The sequence below is a fragment of the Acinetobacter sp. YH12023 genome, from assembly GCF_013420135.1.
GTDB classification, from domain to species: Bacteria; Pseudomonadota; Gammaproteobacteria; order Pseudomonadales; family Moraxellaceae; genus Acinetobacter; species Acinetobacter amyesii.
The window spans coordinates 137,049-152,769 of record NZ_VOYU01000002.1; the positions used below are offsets into that span (position 1 = coordinate 137,049).

General features: G+C 38.9%; 19 protein-coding genes and 1 tRNA gene. 13 read left to right on the plus strand and 7 right to left on the minus strand.

The window, feature by feature from the left end; all coding sequences use genetic code 11:
• Positions 1-21 precede the first annotated feature (21 nt).
• From lepB to FTT92_RS02230, 9 genes are all read left to right on the plus strand, one after another.
• Positions 22-849, plus strand: a complete 828-nt coding sequence (lepB, locus tag FTT92_RS02190; RefSeq protein WP_180171314.1) for a signal peptidase I — start codon at positions 22-24, stop codon at positions 847-849.
• A 22-nt stretch (positions 850-871) separates the two neighbouring features.
• Complete coding sequence (locus tag FTT92_RS02195; RefSeq protein ID WP_078190327.1) at positions 872-1,240, plus strand: DUF4845 domain-containing protein; 369 nt, start codon at positions 872-874, stop codon at positions 1,238-1,240.
• A complete protein-coding gene (rnc, locus tag FTT92_RS02200; RefSeq protein WP_111883979.1) occupies positions 1,212-1,910 on the plus strand; it encodes a ribonuclease III in 699 nt (232 codons plus the stop codon). The genes FTT92_RS02195 and rnc overlap by 29 nt, the downstream gene beginning before the upstream one ends.
• The gene (era, locus tag FTT92_RS02205) at positions 1,910-2,938 is read left to right on the plus strand and encodes a GTPase Era (protein WP_067765139.1); all 1,029 of its coding nucleotides are present in this window, start codon (positions 1,910-1,912) and stop codon (positions 2,936-2,938) included. Before rnc ends, era begins: the two co-directional genes overlap by 1 nt.
• Before the next feature lie 31 nt (positions 2,939-2,969).
• Complete coding sequence (locus FTT92_RS02210; RefSeq protein ID WP_078192000.1) at positions 2,970-3,164, plus strand: NF038104 family lipoprotein; 195 nt, start codon at positions 2,970-2,972, stop codon at positions 3,162-3,164.
• An 8-nt stretch (positions 3,165-3,172) separates the two neighbouring features.
• Positions 3,173-3,889, plus strand: coding sequence for a DNA repair protein RecO (recO, locus tag FTT92_RS02215; protein ID WP_180007698.1), 717 nt, complete (start codon positions 3,173-3,175; stop codon positions 3,887-3,889).
• 9 nt (positions 3,890-3,898) lie between these two features.
• Complete coding sequence (pdxJ, locus tag FTT92_RS02220; protein ID WP_180171315.1) at positions 3,899-4,624, plus strand: pyridoxine 5'-phosphate synthase; 726 nt, start codon at positions 3,899-3,901, stop codon at positions 4,622-4,624.
• A gap of 17 nt (positions 4,625-4,641) precedes the next feature.
• Positions 4,642-5,295 (plus strand): tRNA-(ms[2]io[6]A)-hydroxylase, encoded by a 654-nt coding sequence (locus FTT92_RS02225; protein ID WP_180171316.1) that lies wholly within the window; start codon positions 4,642-4,644, stop codon positions 5,293-5,295.
• A 136-nt stretch (positions 5,296-5,431) separates the two neighbouring features.
• Positions 5,432-6,256 (plus strand): DUF4198 domain-containing protein, encoded by an 825-nt coding sequence (locus FTT92_RS02230; RefSeq protein WP_180171317.1) that lies wholly within the window; start codon positions 5,432-5,434, stop codon positions 6,254-6,256.
• Between the two features lie 62 nt (positions 6,257-6,318).
• Here FTT92_RS02230 and FTT92_RS02235 read toward each other — a convergent pair whose 3' ends face one another.
• Both FTT92_RS02235 and FTT92_RS02240 read right to left on the minus strand, forming a co-directional pair.
• Entirely contained in the window at positions 6,319-7,392 is a 1,074-nt protein-coding gene (locus FTT92_RS02235; RefSeq protein ID WP_180171318.1) for a hypothetical protein, read from the minus strand.
• Between the two features lie 87 nt (positions 7,393-7,479).
• Positions 7,480-7,555, minus strand: a tRNA-Asn gene (locus tag FTT92_RS02240).
• Between the two features lie 251 nt (positions 7,556-7,806).
• Between FTT92_RS02240 and FTT92_RS02245 the strand changes: the two genes are divergently transcribed.
• Positions 7,807-8,265, plus strand: a complete 459-nt coding sequence (locus FTT92_RS02245; RefSeq protein WP_180171319.1) for a hypothetical protein — start codon at positions 7,807-7,809, stop codon at positions 8,263-8,265.
• 51 nt (positions 8,266-8,316) lie between these two features.
• On the opposite strand, the gene FTT92_RS02250 is transcribed toward FTT92_RS02245, so the two are convergent.
• The 3 genes from FTT92_RS02250 to map all read right to left on the minus strand — a co-directional run bounded on the left by FTT92_RS02250 (position 8,317) and on the right by map (position 11,402).
• Positions 8,317-8,751 carry a PaaI family thioesterase gene (locus FTT92_RS02250; protein WP_111883987.1) on the minus strand — a complete coding sequence of 145 codons (435 nt, stop codon included), beginning with the start codon at positions 8,749-8,751 and terminating at the stop codon, positions 8,317-8,319.
• A gap of 327 nt (positions 8,752-9,078) precedes the next feature.
• Entirely contained in the window at positions 9,079-10,305 is a 1,227-nt protein-coding gene (locus FTT92_RS02255) for a pyridoxal phosphate-dependent aminotransferase (protein WP_111883988.1), read from the minus strand.
• A 269-nt stretch (positions 10,306-10,574) separates the two neighbouring features.
• A complete protein-coding gene (gene map, locus FTT92_RS02260; RefSeq protein WP_168378021.1) occupies positions 10,575-11,402 on the minus strand; it encodes a type I methionyl aminopeptidase in 828 nt (275 codons plus the stop codon).
• Positions 11,403-11,609: 207 nt separating this feature from the next.
• Between map and rpsB the strand changes: the two genes are divergently transcribed.
• The 3 genes from rpsB to FTT92_RS02275 all read left to right on the plus strand — a co-directional run bounded on the left by rpsB (position 11,610) and on the right by FTT92_RS02275 (position 14,058).
• Positions 11,610-12,356 carry a 30S ribosomal protein S2 gene (gene rpsB / locus FTT92_RS02265; protein WP_078190314.1) on the plus strand — a complete coding sequence of 249 codons (747 nt, stop codon included), beginning with the start codon at positions 11,610-11,612 and terminating at the stop codon, positions 12,354-12,356.
• Between the two features lie 142 nt (positions 12,357-12,498).
• Positions 12,499-13,374 carry a translation elongation factor Ts gene (tsf, locus tag FTT92_RS02270; RefSeq protein ID WP_180066391.1) on the plus strand — a complete coding sequence of 292 codons (876 nt, stop codon included), beginning with the start codon at positions 12,499-12,501 and terminating at the stop codon, positions 13,372-13,374.
• Positions 13,375-13,548: 174 nt separating this feature from the next.
• Entirely contained in the window at positions 13,549-14,058 is a 510-nt protein-coding gene (locus tag FTT92_RS02275; RefSeq protein ID WP_180171320.1) for a DUF3465 domain-containing protein, read from the plus strand.
• A gap of 253 nt (positions 14,059-14,311) precedes the next feature.
• Here the strand turns inward: FTT92_RS02275 and FTT92_RS02280 are convergent, their stop codons facing one another.
• On the minus strand, positions 14,312-14,767 hold the full coding sequence (locus FTT92_RS02280) for a DUF962 domain-containing protein (RefSeq protein ID WP_180023366.1): 456 nt from the start codon (positions 14,765-14,767) through the stop codon (positions 14,312-14,314).
• Positions 14,768-14,920: 153 nt separating this feature from the next.
• Positions 14,921-15,535 carry a septal ring lytic transglycosylase RlpA family protein gene (locus tag FTT92_RS02285; RefSeq protein ID WP_078190310.1) on the minus strand — a complete coding sequence of 205 codons (615 nt, stop codon included), beginning with the start codon at positions 15,533-15,535 and terminating at the stop codon, positions 14,921-14,923.
• Positions 15,536-15,721 lie beyond the last annotated feature (186 nt).

Genomic DNA, 15,721 nt, shown 5'->3' on the forward strand with positions numbered 1-15,721 from the left:
TAAATAGAGGTTTATGAGCTCATGGATTTTGACTTTAATTTGATCCTTGTTCCTGCCACAGTCATTTTTTTCTTAATTTGGTTGTTGGATAAGTTTGTCTGGAAGCAACGGCAGACCAAAGGTAAGGGGAATGAAAATGTCGTTATCGCATGGGCTTATGATTTCTGGCCGATTCTAGCGATAGTTTTGGTGATGCGTTCATTCTTATATGAGCCATTTAATATTCCATCAGACTCTATGGTTCCAACTTTAGAGACAGGTGATTTTATTGTGGTGAATAAATATCAGTATGGCGTACGTTTACCTATCGTCAATAAAAAAATTCTTGATGTCGGTGAACCTGAGCGTGGTGATGTCATTGTATTCCGTTATCCACCACAACCAACCATCAGCTATATTAAACGAGTGGTCGGTTTACCAGGTGATCATATTATTTACGATCATGGTCAACTGAGTGTGAATGGTCAAAAGGTGGCAAAATTTCCTGTAGAATTTAGCCGTGAAAAAGATCAACTTGATACACCTACATCGATTTATCATAAAGAAACCATGGGTAAGCATACGTTTACCATGCGTGAGCTTGAAGGCGTCAATGTTGCGCGCCAAGCACCATTTATCAACTATGTTGAAAATGGTAAATATTCAACAGAAAATGGTTTATATTGGGAAGTTAAGGTTCCTGAAGGTCACTATTTCGCGATGGGGGATAATCGCGATCAAAGTGCGGACAGTCGTTTTTGGGGCTTTGTGCCTGAAGAAAACCTCACTGGACGGGCTTTTTACAAGTGGATGCATAAGGAACCTGGTTTAAAACTGCCTTCATTTAGTCGTAATGGCAGTATTGATTAGTCTGTAAAAATAGGAATATAAAATGAGACATCAACGGGGAACGTCTTATTTAGCTATAATGTTAGCTGTAGTTGGTTTTGCATTTATGGCGAAGGTTGCAATTGCAGTATGGGGGCCATATTTTGAGGATCGGATGATTAATAGTCAGATCCGTGAGCAACTTGTTAGTGCTCCTAAGAATATTAGTCCAGCTGGATTTGTAAAGGAAATGGATAAACGATTTAATATGAATATGATTGATATTAAATTTTCAGATATTGCACAAGTAAACAATGATAATGGTTTACGAGTGGAAAAAAATTATGAAATAAGAAAACCTTTCTTATTGAATATTGATATTGTGTTGAAGTTCGAGAAAAGTTTTGATCAAAGCTCAGTCCAAGCTAAATGAAGCTCGTTTAGCAAGTCGTATCGGTTATCAGTTTAAACAACCTGAATTGTTGCAACTGGCCTTGACCCACCGATCGGTGAGCCATAAATACAATTATGAGCGCCTAGAATATCTGGGCGATTCATTGTTGGGTATGATAATTGCTAATTATCTATACCATGCCTACCCGCATGAAAATGAAGGGCGTTTAACGCGTATGCGTGCGACACTGGTTCGTCAGGAAGCGCTAGGAAAAATTGCCAATGACTTAAAACTCAGTCAAGAATTAATCTTGAGTACAGGTGAGTTGAAATCTGGCGGTCATCATCGTGAGTCTATACTTGCGGATACCGTTGAATCGATCATTGGTGCAATCTATGTCGATTGTCAGGATTTAAAAATTCTGGAACCGATTGTTCTTAAATGGTATGTGCCATATTTAGATCATATTGAACCAACTGATCAACTGAAAGATCCTAAATCACGTTTGCAAGAGTATTTACAAGCACGTAAAAAACCTCTCCCGGTTTACGAGGTTGTAGATATTCAGGGTGATGCTCCGAACCAACATTTTAAAGTTGAATGTACAGTTGAAGGGCTCCCTGTTAAATACGGTGAAGGTTCAAGTCGTCGCTTTGCTGAACAGGCAGTAGCGGCAGAAATCTTAGAAATTTTGGAGAAAAAGTCTTAATGACTACTCATTCCGATCACGTAGATGCTGATCACGAGTCGCAAGGCGACAGTAACGATTTAATTAGTCAGTTCTTTAGTGCACAAGGCACTGAAATTCCAGCCGATTTTAAAAGTGGGTTTGTGGCGATTGTTGGTCGTCCAAACGTGGGTAAATCAACGTTGATGAACCATATTTTGGGTCAAAAACTTTCCATTACCTCTCGTAAACCACAGACCACACGTCATAAAATTGTGGGTATTGACTCACGCGAAAAATCTCAAGCGGTATTTGTAGATACCCCGGGGATGCACAAAAAAGAAGTCCGTGCCATTAATAAAATGATGAACCGTGCGGCACATTCTGCACTTCGTGATGTGAACTTAGTTTTGTTTGTGATTGATGCAGACAAATGGACACAGAATGATGATTTAGTGTTAGAAAAGCTAAAAAATGCCGATATGCCAGTGATTCTTGTGATCAATAAAATTGATACACTAGAGAATAAAAACCATGCATTACCATTGATACAAGAGCGTGCAAAATTAATGAATTTTGCAGAAATTGTTCCTGTATCAGCATTACGTGGTGCAAATTTAGATCATTTGCGCAGCACGATTGAGAAATATTTACCATTCCAACCACCACTGTATTCACTTGAGCAATTAACGGATCGTTCAGAGCGCTTCCTTGCCTCTGAAATTATTCGTGAAAAAATCATGCGTCAATTGGGTGAAGAGCTTCCTTATGATTTAACGGTTCAAATTGAGTCGTTTAAAACAGAAGAAGCAACAGTTAATCCAAAAACTGGTCGTCCTAAAGCGGCGTGTACCTATATTGATGCGACGATTTTTGTCGATCGCTCTGGCCAAAAAGCCATTGTTATTGGTGAGAAGGGTGCCAAACTGAAGAAAATCGGTATGGATGCACGTGTAGATATGGAAAAAATGTTCGAGCAAAAGATCATGTTGACGCTTTGGGTGAAAGTCAAAGGCGGTTGGTCTGATGATGAGCGTGCATTGAAAAGCTTAGGTTATAGCGATATCTAATCGTTAAATAACAAACTTTGAGGGAAGAGTAATGATGAAAGTATTGGCCGTAGTTGCATGTGTTTTGTTTCTACAAGGGTGTATTCATAAAATCGTTACTGTTCCTGTCAAAGTGGCTTATAAAACCACAAAAGGCGTGGTTAAAGGTACTGCTGCAGTTGTGGGTGCAGTCATTCCAGATGGGGATGAAGATGAAGACGACAAGAAAAAGAAAGACAAGGATTAATATTTCAAATCATGCGTAATGAGATACTGCATGGTTATTTAATTCACCATCGTAAATATCGTGAAAAAAGTCATATTGTGCACTTGTTTACTCAGGAGCATGGTCGAATTGATGGTATTCTCAGGCAAACGCCACCTCCCCAGTATCAACCAATTTGCTTGCAAGCATCTGGTAAGTCCGAACTTAAAAACTTTAGTAAACTCGAAATTGTCAATCAACCGATTTTCTTTTTTGGTGATGCTTTTTTTTCAGGATTTTATCTAAATGAAGTTTTATTGAGGCTATGTCCGTTAGAGGTTGAGATGCCTGAGACATTTGCTCAATATGCACACACCTTGGAAAAACTTCAATGCATGTCTGTCCAGGCCCACCCAGATCTATTCTTACGGCAAATCCTTAGACAATTTGAGCATGTGCTGCTTGAAGAGTTGGGTTTTGCGTTGGATTTTTCAACTGATGCAAATCAACAGCAAATTCAGCCTCATGAAAATTATCAATTTCATTTAAACGAAGGTTTTCAACCTGTCATTAAAGCCTCACGCGCAACATTGTCAGGTCAACATATTTTAAGTATGTGTGATTATGAAAAAGGTGGGGAATTTAATCCTGAACAGTTACAATTACTGTCTAAGTTGTACCGACAAATGATTACTTCCTTGCTTGGCGATCGTCCATTAAAAAGTCGTCAATTGTGGATACAGAATTCTCAAACTCAACGTCATTAGGAAAGAATTATGGCAGCTTTGCTTGGTGTAAATATTGACCATGTGGCAACACTACGAAATGCACGTGGGACAACTTATCCAGATCCTGTGAATGCCGCAATTATTTGTGAGCAAGCGGGGGCGGAAGGGATTACGCTGCATTTACGTGAAGATCGTCGCCATATTAAAGATGATGATGTACGTCGTATGCGTTCTGTATTAAAAACCCATATGAACCTTGAAATGGCAGTGACCAATGAAATGGTTGAATTTGCCAAAGAGATTCAGCCGCATCATGTATGCTTTGTTCCTGAAAAGCGTGAAGAAGTCACGACTGAAGGTGGTCTAGATGTGGTTGGGCATTTTGAAGATGTAAAAAACGCGACTCAAGCACTCGCGGCGATTGGTTGCGAAGTTTCATTATTTATTGATGCTGACTTTGCTCAAATTGATGCAGCGATTGCCTGTGGTGCGCCTACGATTGAGTTGCATACAGGTGCATATGCAGATGCTGAAACACCTGAAGCGCAGAAAGCAGAGCTGGAACGTATTATTCGAGGTGCTGAATATGCGGCATCTAAAGGATTGATTGTGAATGCTGGTCATGGCTTAAATATTGACAATGTCACTCCGATTGCGCGCATTGCTCAAATTCATGAACTAAATATTGGTCACTCGGTTATTGCTGATGCAGTGTTTATTGGATTGGCACAGTCTGTGAAACAAATGAAAGCTGCGATTAAAGCCGCACGTTAATTTTTTAAGTAAAGTATATGTCAAATATTGATTATGATGACCTAATGAAGCCAGTCATTGGCTTCTTGGGGTGTGAAACACCAAAAGCATGGCTAGATGAAGCTTTAAATAATTTGGATATCCTGATGCAGGATCATGCCAATTGTGAAAAGAAAGCTGCAAGTACAGCAATGAATTTGATGTTTCGTTATAGTTTTTTCTCTGATTTACAAATCAAACTAGCACAGCTAGTTCGTGAAGAAATGCTGCACTATGAGCAAGTGCTGGAACTGATGGCAAAACGTGGTCAGGAATGGACTGCAATCAGTGCTGGTCGGTATGCAGGTGGTCTACGCAAAGAAGTACGGACTTATGAGCCAGAAGCGTTAATCGATATCTTGGTGATCGGCGCATTTGTTGAAGCACGGTCATGTGAGCGTTTCTATGCGCTTGCACCACATGTGGATGAAGAGTTGGGGCGTTACTACCGCTATTTGCTAAAGTCTGAATCACGCCATTATGAGGACTATTTAGCATTGGCCATGGATGTGGCGACGACCAATAAGCTAAAGAACCCGAAAGAAGATATTCAGATGCGTATTGAGCATATTCGTGAAATTGAAAAAAATCTGATTAGCAGCCCAGATGATTTATTCCGCTTTCATAGTGGTGTGCCAGTCAAAGCAGCTTGATAAAATAATCCTCCAGAATGGGGGATTTTTTATGCACTTAAAATAAATGATAATAAGAATTATTTACAATTGTCTTGGGTGAATCTAAAATGAAACGATCTCTATGAATCAAACAATTTAAGCTCACTTATTTAATATGAAATTACAATTCACTTTACTCTGTTTAGCTTTGTGTACGGTTGGCCAGGCTCAAGCGCATTATCCTTATGTTGCGCCTCTAAACTATCAAACTTTTAATAATCACAGTGCCATTCTTTCTGGTTTTTATGACAATCCGTTTGTTTCTGAAATAGCCATTAAAAACTTTAATTTCCATGTACATACACCATCAGGTGATAAGCTGCATTTAACAGATGCCGATTGGGCAAAAACTCAAACAGTCAGCAGTTATAGTTTAGAAAATAAGCAGGATGGCACGTATCGTATTCGTGGTGAAAAACAGGGAAGTACAGCGCGTTTTGCTTATGATCAAAAGCAGTGGAAAGCGTTAATCAATGGTGCGCGTGATCTTCAAAAAACTGTGAATGCAAATGTTATTTACACAGCGGAGTTGTCTAAAAAGTCGCAAATCAAAAGTATTCAAACCCAAGAAATCATTGAAACTTTTGTATCGCGCCGTGTAACGTCTACACAAGTGGTGAATCATTTGCATGATGGTTTTGATGTGCAATTTAAAACTCATCCGAATGCTATTATGCAAAATGAGCCAGTACAACTGAAAGTGCTAGATCAGAAAAAAGCGGTTCCGGGTTTACAGGTTGAAATTTTGCAGCAAACGACGGATTACAGCCGTGAAGGAAAGGTTTATAAAACGCTTAAAACTGATCAAGATGGAAACTTAAATTTTAATCTAGCAGATCGTGGTCAGTATTTACTGAAAATTGACTATCAGCAGCCTTTTGAGATGAAGGGAGACGCATTAAAACGATATAAATATACTTTGAGTTTTAATGTGATCTAAAGCGAAGGGTAGTTAAATGAGAAAAAGCTCTGCGATTTGCAGAGCTTTTTTATGAAAATGATTTAGCTATCTTTAGGTTCAAGATAAAACATCGATAAACCTATCAATAAAATTAAACTGGTTTGAGCGAAAAAGTGTTTATTAAAACCGCCATAATATTGCTGCGAATAGCCTGCAATTAGTAAATAACCCGTTAAATAAAGCAATCGATAATATCGGCTCTCAAAACAATAACAGACACTTGCAAAACATAAAATCACACAACCAATCACCATATAGTGGATATCCCAAATGATGGTGTTGATTACAAATAAAAGTGCTGAAAGTGCGCCGATAGATAAATTACGAAGGCTTTCAAACCCTTGAAAAATGTGCATCAAAGCGAATATGAAGAGTGGCAATAGAGCAAGTGCATATTTTATTTTCATACTGTTTTGCGTCATGAGCATATAATTCTGCTGTTTCTCAACAATGGGGCTAGTACTGATGCTTAGGCGAAGCCATTGCAGGGTTAAGTGTTCAGGGATGTTGGCTTTAACTAAAAATTTGAGTGTGGCTTGCGGTGGAATAATATAATTTTCTTGGAAATCATGGCCATAAAACATCCAAGACTTATTGGTTTCCAATGTGTAATATTTCGTATTTTTTTGAGTTGAGATGTTAAAAAGTTGTCCAGTTGCATTTAACCCAGCTTTCATGCATGGCGTTTCTTTTTCTTGAACAATGCATAACGGGAGTACCGAAATTTCAAGATCTTTTCGTGTTTGTTGCTGACCTGCAAAATCAATATGAACATACAGTTGATCAGATTGGTTTTGCAGTGTAATCGGTGTGCTCGACCAATATTGTCCTTCTGTCATCTCGTTCAATACAGATTCAGATTTTTCCGGAATAGTATTGTGATTTTGAATCTGCTGAGGTGGAATCAACCATTGTAGGCTGCTGTCAAGAAGGGTGTTGGTTTCACTATTATATAAATTGGGTGGCGTTTTGAAATGTTGCTCAATTTCACTTTCGGGTGTGCAGCTCACCAAATAAATTGCAAATGGGCTGATAAAAATTAAAAGAAAAATGAATGCAGTGAGATAGTGTTTTAAGGCAGTTTTATTTGATTCAGCATCAACTTGAATTAACATTTTTTTATTTTAATGACAATGACTTATAGATTATATGTAAATCATAGTCATTAAAAAAGCCCATTTAAATAAATGGGCTTTAGAATTTGGCTCTCCAACCTGGGCTCGAACCAGGGACCTGCGGATTAACAGTCCGTCGCTCTACCGACTGAGCTATTGGAGAATCTGAATGCGATTATAAGCAGATTTTGAAGAGGGTCAAGCTAAAAATACCAATATGAGGAGAAATGCGTGATAGATGTTTTTTATTTGAACAAAAAGAAGGATTTTTTAGAAAAAATGAATCTTAGGCTTGCAAAGAAAAAATTCAATTGATAGTCTGAATGCAACAACAGAGCGTTTAAACATATGTTTAAACAGTGTGGATTTAAACCCAACTTGCCAGCACTAAAATGGCTAAACAGGAGAAAGCGAATGAATACGCTGACTATTTCTCAGATTTTTTCAAATTTTTCTTTTTATCAAGAAAAATATCTTTCCATTATTAGTAATCAAGAGCAATATCAAACACCTGTGGAAGGTGCGTACGTTGACGTTTGGCCTTTGGGTCGACGTGACTTGGCATTGGGTGATTTATTACAACTGTGGTTTAGTGAAAAATGGTTGATCAACACGCCATGTCATTTACGTTTTGAACATCAAGATGATGGCCGTCGTGTGCCTTTGCAACGCAAGCAAGATTTGTATTTATACCAATTGGCCGGTAATGCGTTATCAGGCTCAAATCGTTCTAAAGTATGGTCTATTTCAGAACAACAAGAACTTCGGGTTGAGTTAGATAGTGCTTTAAAATATTACTGCTTTCAAAAGGGCAGTAATCGCATTGATCTAAGCGAAGGCCAATTAATTCGCGCATTACATTCAGCAATTTAAGTTTGAATCATCATCTGCTCGCATTGAATTGCGAGCAGAAAAATAAAAATATTAAGGACGTATAATCATGCATGTCGCTGTTGCATGAGCATATATCTTTCCATTGTTATCCATAATTCTGCCTTCTGAAATTGCTAAATTTTTGCTGATATTAATTAAATGGCCTATTGCGGTTAAATCTTGATTTTTAGGGATAGGTCTACACATTTTTATATTGAGATCAATGGTGCCATAGCCTATACCAGCTTCTAATGCTGAGTGTACGACACACCCTGTAACTGTATCTAAGACTGTTGCTGCAAAGCCACCATGCACACCACCAAGTGGATTTAAATGGCGCTGATCGGCTTTTACAACAAACTCTACATTACCTTGTTCAATCTTTTTGGGTTGCATTGGAATAATTTCACTAATGCTTGCAGGTGGAATTTGGCCTTGCATCATTGCCTTTAAAATTTCGAGTCCAGTCATTTCTTTGATGTTCATTGGTAGATCTCTGGATAGGTTAGTTTTGTGGTTATTTTGGGTTCTAAAATGGAACTTATTTAAATAACATAGCTGAAAACGTAAAAAGAATGCAAACCAAAGATTTGAATATGAAGGTTAGTTTTAGGTTTTATCGTTTGGTTTTTTAATATTTAAGTCGATTTGAAGGAAGTCAAATGGGCTGGATGAGCTTTGTTATTTAGTTTGAACCGCGAAAAAAATTGATCAAAAGCGTGTTGAAGTGAAGAGTATTTATTTATTCTTTTGATGAGTATAAAAAACCCGCGATATGCGCGGGTTTTTTAAATCTAGCTTTTTAAAAGCAGATTATTTTTCAGCAGCAATTGAAGCAATCGCAGCATCTACGCCTTCGATTGAATCAGCAGCTTTTTTGATACGTGCAAGCGCATCTACAAGTACTTCGTCTGCAGTTGCATAAGAAATACGCATGTAACCGCCAAGACCGAATGCATCTCCAGGAACTACTGCAACACCAGTTTCTTCCAATAACCATGCAGAGAATTCTGTGCAAGATTTTAAACCTTTTGCACGAATCAATGGACGGATGTTTGCGTATGCATAGAATGCACCATCAGCAGGAAGGCAAGTAATACCGTTGATGTCGTTCAAGCCTTTCACAACTAGGTCGTGACGGCGTTTGAATGCTTCAATCATTGGCTCAAGAACGTCTTGAGGGCCATTCAATGCAGCTTCAGCAGCAACTTGTGAAATAGAAGTTGGGTTTGAAGTTGATTGAGATTGGATTTTTTTCATCGCACCAATAAGTTTAGCAGGGCCCGCTGCGTAGCCAATACGCCAGCCAGTCATTGCATAAGCTTTAGATACACCGTTAAGAACGATTACGCGATCGTAAAGGTCTGGTGCAACTGTTGCGATGTTGTAGAATTCGTCGTCCCAACGGATTGGTTCGTACATGTCATCAGAAGCAACTAAAACTTCTGGGTATTTACGTAGTACGTCAGCTAAAGCAAGCAATTCTTCTTTAGTGTAGATCATACCTGTTGGGTTAGAAGGGCTGTTTAGAACCACTAAACGAGTTTTGTCAGTGATTGCAGCTTCTAATTGAGCAGGCGTAATTTTGAAACGTTGGTCTTCACCACATTTCACGATTACAGGAGTACCTTCAGCAATGATCACCATGTCTGGGTAGCTTACCCAGTAAGGAGCAGGGATAATTACTTCGTCACCTTTGTTTAACAAAGCAAGTGCCAAGTTAAAGAAAGATTGTTTACCACCACAAGAAACCAAAATTTGGTTTGCAGCGTAATCAAGGTTATTGTCGCGTTTTAATTTAGCAATAATTGCTTTTTTAAGACCTGGAGTACCGTCAACAGCTGTATATTTAGTGAAGCCATTGTTGATAGCAGCAATTGCAGCATCTTTGATGTGTTGTGGGGTATCGAAATCCGGTTCACCTGCGCCTAAACCAATTACGTTTTTACCAGCAGCTTTCAATTCAGCAGCTTTGTTAGTAACAGCAAGTGTAGGGGACGGTTTGATGCTATTTACACGATCAGACAGACGTACGTCCACGGCAGTATTCCTTCTTATAGGGATTAAAAAATAAAAAGCACACTATCTTAGCTTAAATGCACAGTAATGGGGAGTGGCAAAATCAACAATGTGCAAAAAAGTGTGATATTCCATCCTAACCCTATAATTAAGAAAATTTACATTGAGTTACTTAAATTTTTAATCAAATTTTATGGAAAAATCTTAAAGTCACGGATAAAAAAGGGCATAAAAAAGGCCACAACCTGTGTGACCATTTTTAATAAAATTTTATACTTCAAATACTTTGCTTATTGAACAAAACGCGATAAATCTTCTTCAGGGCGAGCAGTTAGCACTTCTACACCATTTTTTGTTACAAGTAGCGTGTGTTCGTACTGTGCAGACAAGCTATGATCTTTAGTCACGACAGTCCATTTATCGCCAAGAAGTTTGGTTTTCCAGTCGCCACCATTCACCATTGGTTCGATGGTAAAGGTCATGCCTTCTTCTAAGATCATGCCTGTATTGGGTTGACCGTAGTGTAAAACTTGTGGTTCGTCGTGGAAAACAGTACCAATACCATGACCACAATATTCACGTACAACGCCAAAACGTTCTGATTCAACATATTGTTGAATAGCATTACCAATATCGCCCATGGTTGCGCCCGGTTTTACTACCGCCATACCACGGTACATGGCTTCTTGAGCAACTTTACATAAACGGTTCGCTAAAATAGATGTTTCACCACCCACGATGTACATCATGTTGGTATCACCGTGGTAACCATCTTTAATCACAGTGACATCGATGTTTAAAATGTCACCTTTTTTTAACTTTTTGCTTTCAGATGGAATACCGTGACACACCACATGGTTCACTGAAGTACAGATCACGTGCTGGAATGCTGGACGACCCGGCGCAGCGCCATAACCTAAACATGCAGGAATAGCTTCTTGTTTATTGACAATATAGTCATGACAAATCGTATCAAGTTCTAGGGTAGTCACACCTGGAACAATATGCGGTTTGATCATATCCAAAACTTCTGCCGCCAGTCGACCCGCGACGCGCATTTTTTCAATTTCGTCAGGCGTTTTAATTAATCGACGTGGAGCTTCGTAAGTACTGTTCATGATCTCTAAAAACTTTTGGAAATTTGTATGTGACTATGGTATAAATAGCCGCCCATTTTATCAAATGCTTTTTCGTGAATATCTTTCACGAGCTTTGTGCGATGGGGCAATAAAATCCGCACATATATCGACACATTTCTCTGGGTGCCTTTTTAGGTGGAGAATGCGGGTATATGGAGGCCTAACCCAAACTTTAAGGTAAAGAAAATGGCAGATTACAACGTAAGCATGCGCGACCTTCTTCAAGCAGGCGCACACTTCGGTCACCAAACACGTTTTTGGAATCCAAAAATGCGCGAATACATCTTCGGCGCGCGCAACAAAATTCACATCATCAACCTTGAGCACACTGTTCCTGCGTTAAATGATGCTTTGAACTTTGCTAACAACTTGGCTAGCAAAAAGAACAAAGTTTTGTTCGTTGGTACAAAACGTGCAGCTTCTGCAATCATTCGTGAACAAGCTCAACGTGCAGGTCAACCATATGTTGATCACCGCTGGTTGGGTGGTATGTTGACTAACTGGAAAACTCTTCGCCAGTCAATCAACCGTCTAAAAGACCTTCAAACTCAATCTACTGACGGTACTTTCGCTAAACTTACTAAACGTGAAGCTTTAGAACGTACTCGTGAGATGGAAAAACTTGAACGCGCTCTTGGCGGCGTTAAAAACATGGGTGGTTTACCTGACGCATTATTCGTAATCGATGTTGATCACGAAGCAATTGCAATTAAAGAAGCTAAAAACCTTGGTATTCCTGTTATCGGTATCGTTGATACAAACTCTAACCCAGACAACGTAGACTACGTTATTCCTGGTAACGACGATGCGATCCGTGCAGTTACTCTTTACGCTTCTGCTATGGCTGATGCGATTCTTGCTGGTAAAGAATATGCTCAATCACAAGCAAATGCACAAGCTAAAGGCGAAGAAGCTCCTGCTTCTGAGGCTTAATGCGTTTGACGTAAGCTTGTCATTTTTGCGACACGTGATGGTGGCAAAGTAAGCGTCATGTATGCAGACGGCCCAAGAGACAGCTCTGGGCCGTTTCTGTTCTAAAAAAGAATTCATTTTCTACCGTATTTAGGAGATTAACATGACTGCAGTTACAGCAAGCATGGTTAAAGAATTGCGCGATCGTACTGGTCTTGCAATGATGGAATGTAAAAAAGCATTAACAGAAGCGGGCGGTGACATCGAATTAGCGATCGACAACCTTCGTAAATCTGGTCAAGCTAAAGCTGCTAAAAAAGCAGGTAACATTGCTGCTGACGGCGCGATCACTATCGCTCAAGAAGGCAACAAAGCAATCCTTTTAGAAGTGAACTGTCAAACTGACTTCGTTGCTAAAGACGAAAACTTTGCTGGCTTCTCTGCTAAAGTTGCTGCTGCTGCGCTTGCTGCTGGTGTAACTGACGTTGCTCAAATTGCTGAATTGAAACTTGAAGATGGTGCTACTGTTGAAGAAGCTCGTATCGCGCTTGTTCAAAAAATCGGTGAAAACATCCAAGTACGTCGTGCTCAAATCGTTGAAGGCGACAACCTTGCAGTTTACAAACATGGTTTAAAAATCGGTGTTGTAGTTGCATACGCTGGTGATGCTGAAACTGGTAAAGGTTTGGCTATGCACATCGCTGCATTCAACCCAGTTGCTGTAAACGAAGCTGGCGTTTCTGCTGAACTTATCGCTAAAGAAAAAGAAATTGCTGAAGCGAAAGCAATTGAATCTGGTAAACCAGCAAACATCGTTGAAAAAATGGTAACTGGTTCAGTTCAGAAATACTTGAACGAAGTTGTTCTTGAGAACCAAATGTACGTTATCGACAACGATAAGAAAGTTGCAGAAGTTCTTAAAGCAACTGGTACTACTGTTGCTAACTTCGTACGTTTCGAAGTTGGTGAAGGTATTGAGAAAAAAGCTGAACTTTCTTTCGCTGAAGAAGTTGCTGCTGCTCAAGCTGCTGCAAAATAATCTCTGATTATTTGTAGAAAAAAGCCCTCGTTTTAGAGGGCTTTTTTTATGGCTGTAGCTTTACTGATTTCAAAGCTATTCTGACTTTAAATTGTGTGCATTGTTGTTCACAGATCCTATTTTTATCCATATTAATGACTATAATGAGTTGAAAATTTAGATTTAAACTATCTTATGGCAAACAAAATAAACTTAACCATCGGCGGAATTATTGTTGCGCTTGCAGCAGCTTATTTCGGAATTGATTTACAACAACAAAAAACTGCACAAGTTCAGACGACAGCTGAACAAAACGCACAGCCACAAATAGAATCAGTACAACCTGCAGATGCTCAACAAAAAGGGCAGAGTGCTGAAGATGTTATTGTGCATGCATTTAAAAATAAACTCAGTAATGTTCAGGTTGAGGGTGCAGGTCAAGTCAAAGCGGTACTACGAGATGATAATGAAGGTAGTCGCCATCAAAAGTTCATTTTGACCTTAAATAATGGTCAAACGCTTTTGGTCGCGCATAATATCGATCTTGCTCCACGAATTGATGATTTGCAAAAAGGCGATACAGTTCAATTTTACGGTGAATACGAATATTCAGATCAGGGGGGTGTGATGCATTGGACACATCACGATCCGAATGGACGTCATCAAGATGGTTGGTTAAAGCATCAAGGTAAAACCTATCAATAAAAATCACGTAGTCATTTTTAACTTTAGTCATTTAAATGATCATGATTCAGATGAAGCTATCAACATAAAATTGGATTAATCATATTGAGTAAAAGCCAGTGTTTAAACACTGGCTTTTTGGTCGTATAAATAGAAAAAATGATTGGAAATACCAGAGATAAATACACCTATAAACAATAAGGTTTTAAGCATCGAATATGAAGAAAACCGATGTGGAATAAGTGAAAAAGAGATCTATGAAATTAATCGTGCTCTAAATGCTCTTTATTTGCGATTTATAGCGTGTTTTCCAATTACCAAGTACTTTTCCTGCAAATGTATCTAAACACCAAATAGGGCCAATGAGGAGGAATTGGAGATCTTTGAAAAAAGAGGGCTTTTTACCTTCAATTTTATGGCCATAAAATTGACCAATCCATGCGAATATAAAGAGCGCGATATAAAAGCCATATCCAACTGGTAACACCCAAATTAGCCATGCCATGATTAACGTTAACGCGGCCATTGCAACAGCAAGCACAATGTCTAAACGTGCGTAAAAGATAAATGCTAAGGCAAGTAAGACAGCAGTAAGTAACGCGCTAAAATGCGCCAATATGCCAACGATTGAAAAATAAATCGTGGGTACGCAAATCCAGTGAATCATTTTATTGGTTTTATTTTGATGACTTTCGCTGTATTCATCAAACCATTCGTTGATTGTTTTCATGATAGTCCTTAATCATGGAGATGGACTCAAATATAAACAAGAATGGGGTATAGGTCAAAAGCAGCTTTACTGAAGATTTGAAAGACCGATGGGCTACAAATAAAAAAACCACGCTAAGCGTGGTCTGTTAAATGCAGTCACTTCATTGGAGAATTAAGAATTTGGACCGTCTACGCGTTCAATACTCACGTTTGCAGTACCCGCACTGGTAATACCCAATTGCTTAGCAGCACCATAAGATAAATCGAGAACACGATTGCCATGGAATGGACCACGGTCATTTACTTTTACCACGACACTTTTACCATTATTGCGATTCGTAACACGAATAAAGCAATTAAGTGGCAGGCTACGATGTGCTGCTGTAAGTGCGTTCATGTCAAACGTTTCACCGCTTGCTGTTTTACGACCGTGGAATTGACGACCGTACCAAGAAGCAGTACCTGTTTGAGTGAACTTACGAACAGTATTCGATGCAACAGTATTTAACTTTTCAATCACTGAAGGCTCATCTTCAGGAATTTCGATTTTAGCAGCGATTGTTTGACGACGAATTTTGTCGCCAGAACGCTCAGTGATTGAAAGGCTACTTAAATTCGTAAAGTTTGAATTGAAGCTTTGAGCTTCTTTATTCAATACACGAGCTGCAAGACGAGAGTTGTCATTATCATGATTGAATGATGATGACTGAACCATCTCAGCTTGTGACTGACTTAGCGCAACTGCCGTGGCAACCGCTAAGGCATATTTAATAATTGATGACTGCATTGTTTATCTCCCAATGGCATATTTACTGGTTCAACTAAGTCGCTGATATCCATGTAAACACGTCTGATATTTCACTTTTGCAACTATATTTAACGAGATGGATAATATTCATGCCATCAATAGGCTGTCTAGTGTTTAATTAAAATACTTTGAAAATGTCTAAAAAATTAACAATATTTGGTTAAA

What these genes read in the sequence shown, in the direction of transcription:
- lepB (WP_180171314.1), top strand. Translation starts at nt 22, where the DNA reads ATGGATTTTGACTTTAATTTGATCCTTGTTCCTGCCACAGTCATTTTT.
- FTT92_RS02195 (WP_078190327.1), top strand. Translation starts at nt 872, where the DNA reads ATGAGACATCAACGGGGAACGTCTTATTTAGCTATAATGTTAGCTGTA.
- era (WP_067765139.1), top strand. Translation starts at nt 1,910, where the DNA reads ATGACTACTCATTCCGATCACGTAGATGCTGATCACGAGTCGCAAGGC.
- FTT92_RS02210 (WP_078192000.1), top strand. Translation starts at nt 2,970, where the DNA reads ATGATGAAAGTATTGGCCGTAGTTGCATGTGTTTTGTTTCTACAAGGG.
- pdxJ (WP_180171315.1), top strand. Translation starts at nt 3,899, where the DNA reads ATGGCAGCTTTGCTTGGTGTAAATATTGACCATGTGGCAACACTACGA.
- FTT92_RS02225 (WP_180171316.1), top strand. Translation starts at nt 4,642, where the DNA reads ATGTCAAATATTGATTATGATGACCTAATGAAGCCAGTCATTGGCTTC.
- FTT92_RS02230 (WP_180171317.1), top strand. Translation starts at nt 5,432, where the DNA reads ATGAAATTACAATTCACTTTACTCTGTTTAGCTTTGTGTACGGTTGGC.
- FTT92_RS02235 (WP_180171318.1), bottom strand. Translation starts at nt 7,392, where the DNA reads ATGTTAATTCAAGTTGATGCTGAATCAAATAAAACTGCCTTAAAACAC.
- FTT92_RS02245 (WP_180171319.1), top strand. Translation starts at nt 7,807, where the DNA reads ATGAATACGCTGACTATTTCTCAGATTTTTTCAAATTTTTCTTTTTAT.
- FTT92_RS02250 (WP_111883987.1), bottom strand. Translation starts at nt 8,751, where the DNA reads ATGAACATCAAAGAAATGACTGGACTCGAAATTTTAAAGGCAATGATG.
- map (WP_168378021.1), bottom strand. Translation starts at nt 11,402, where the DNA reads ATGAACAGTACTTACGAAGCTCCACGTCGATTAATTAAAACGCCTGAC.
- rpsB (WP_078190314.1), top strand. Translation starts at nt 11,610, where the DNA reads ATGGCAGATTACAACGTAAGCATGCGCGACCTTCTTCAAGCAGGCGCA.
- tsf (WP_180066391.1), top strand. Translation starts at nt 12,499, where the DNA reads ATGACTGCAGTTACAGCAAGCATGGTTAAAGAATTGCGCGATCGTACT.
- FTT92_RS02275 (WP_180171320.1), top strand. Translation starts at nt 13,549, where the DNA reads ATGGCAAACAAAATAAACTTAACCATCGGCGGAATTATTGTTGCGCTT.
- FTT92_RS02280 (WP_180023366.1), bottom strand. Translation starts at nt 14,767, where the DNA reads ATGAAAACAATCAACGAATGGTTTGATGAATACAGCGAAAGTCATCAA.
- FTT92_RS02285 (WP_078190310.1), bottom strand. Translation starts at nt 15,535, where the DNA reads ATGCAGTCATCAATTATTAAATATGCCTTAGCGGTTGCCACGGCAGTT.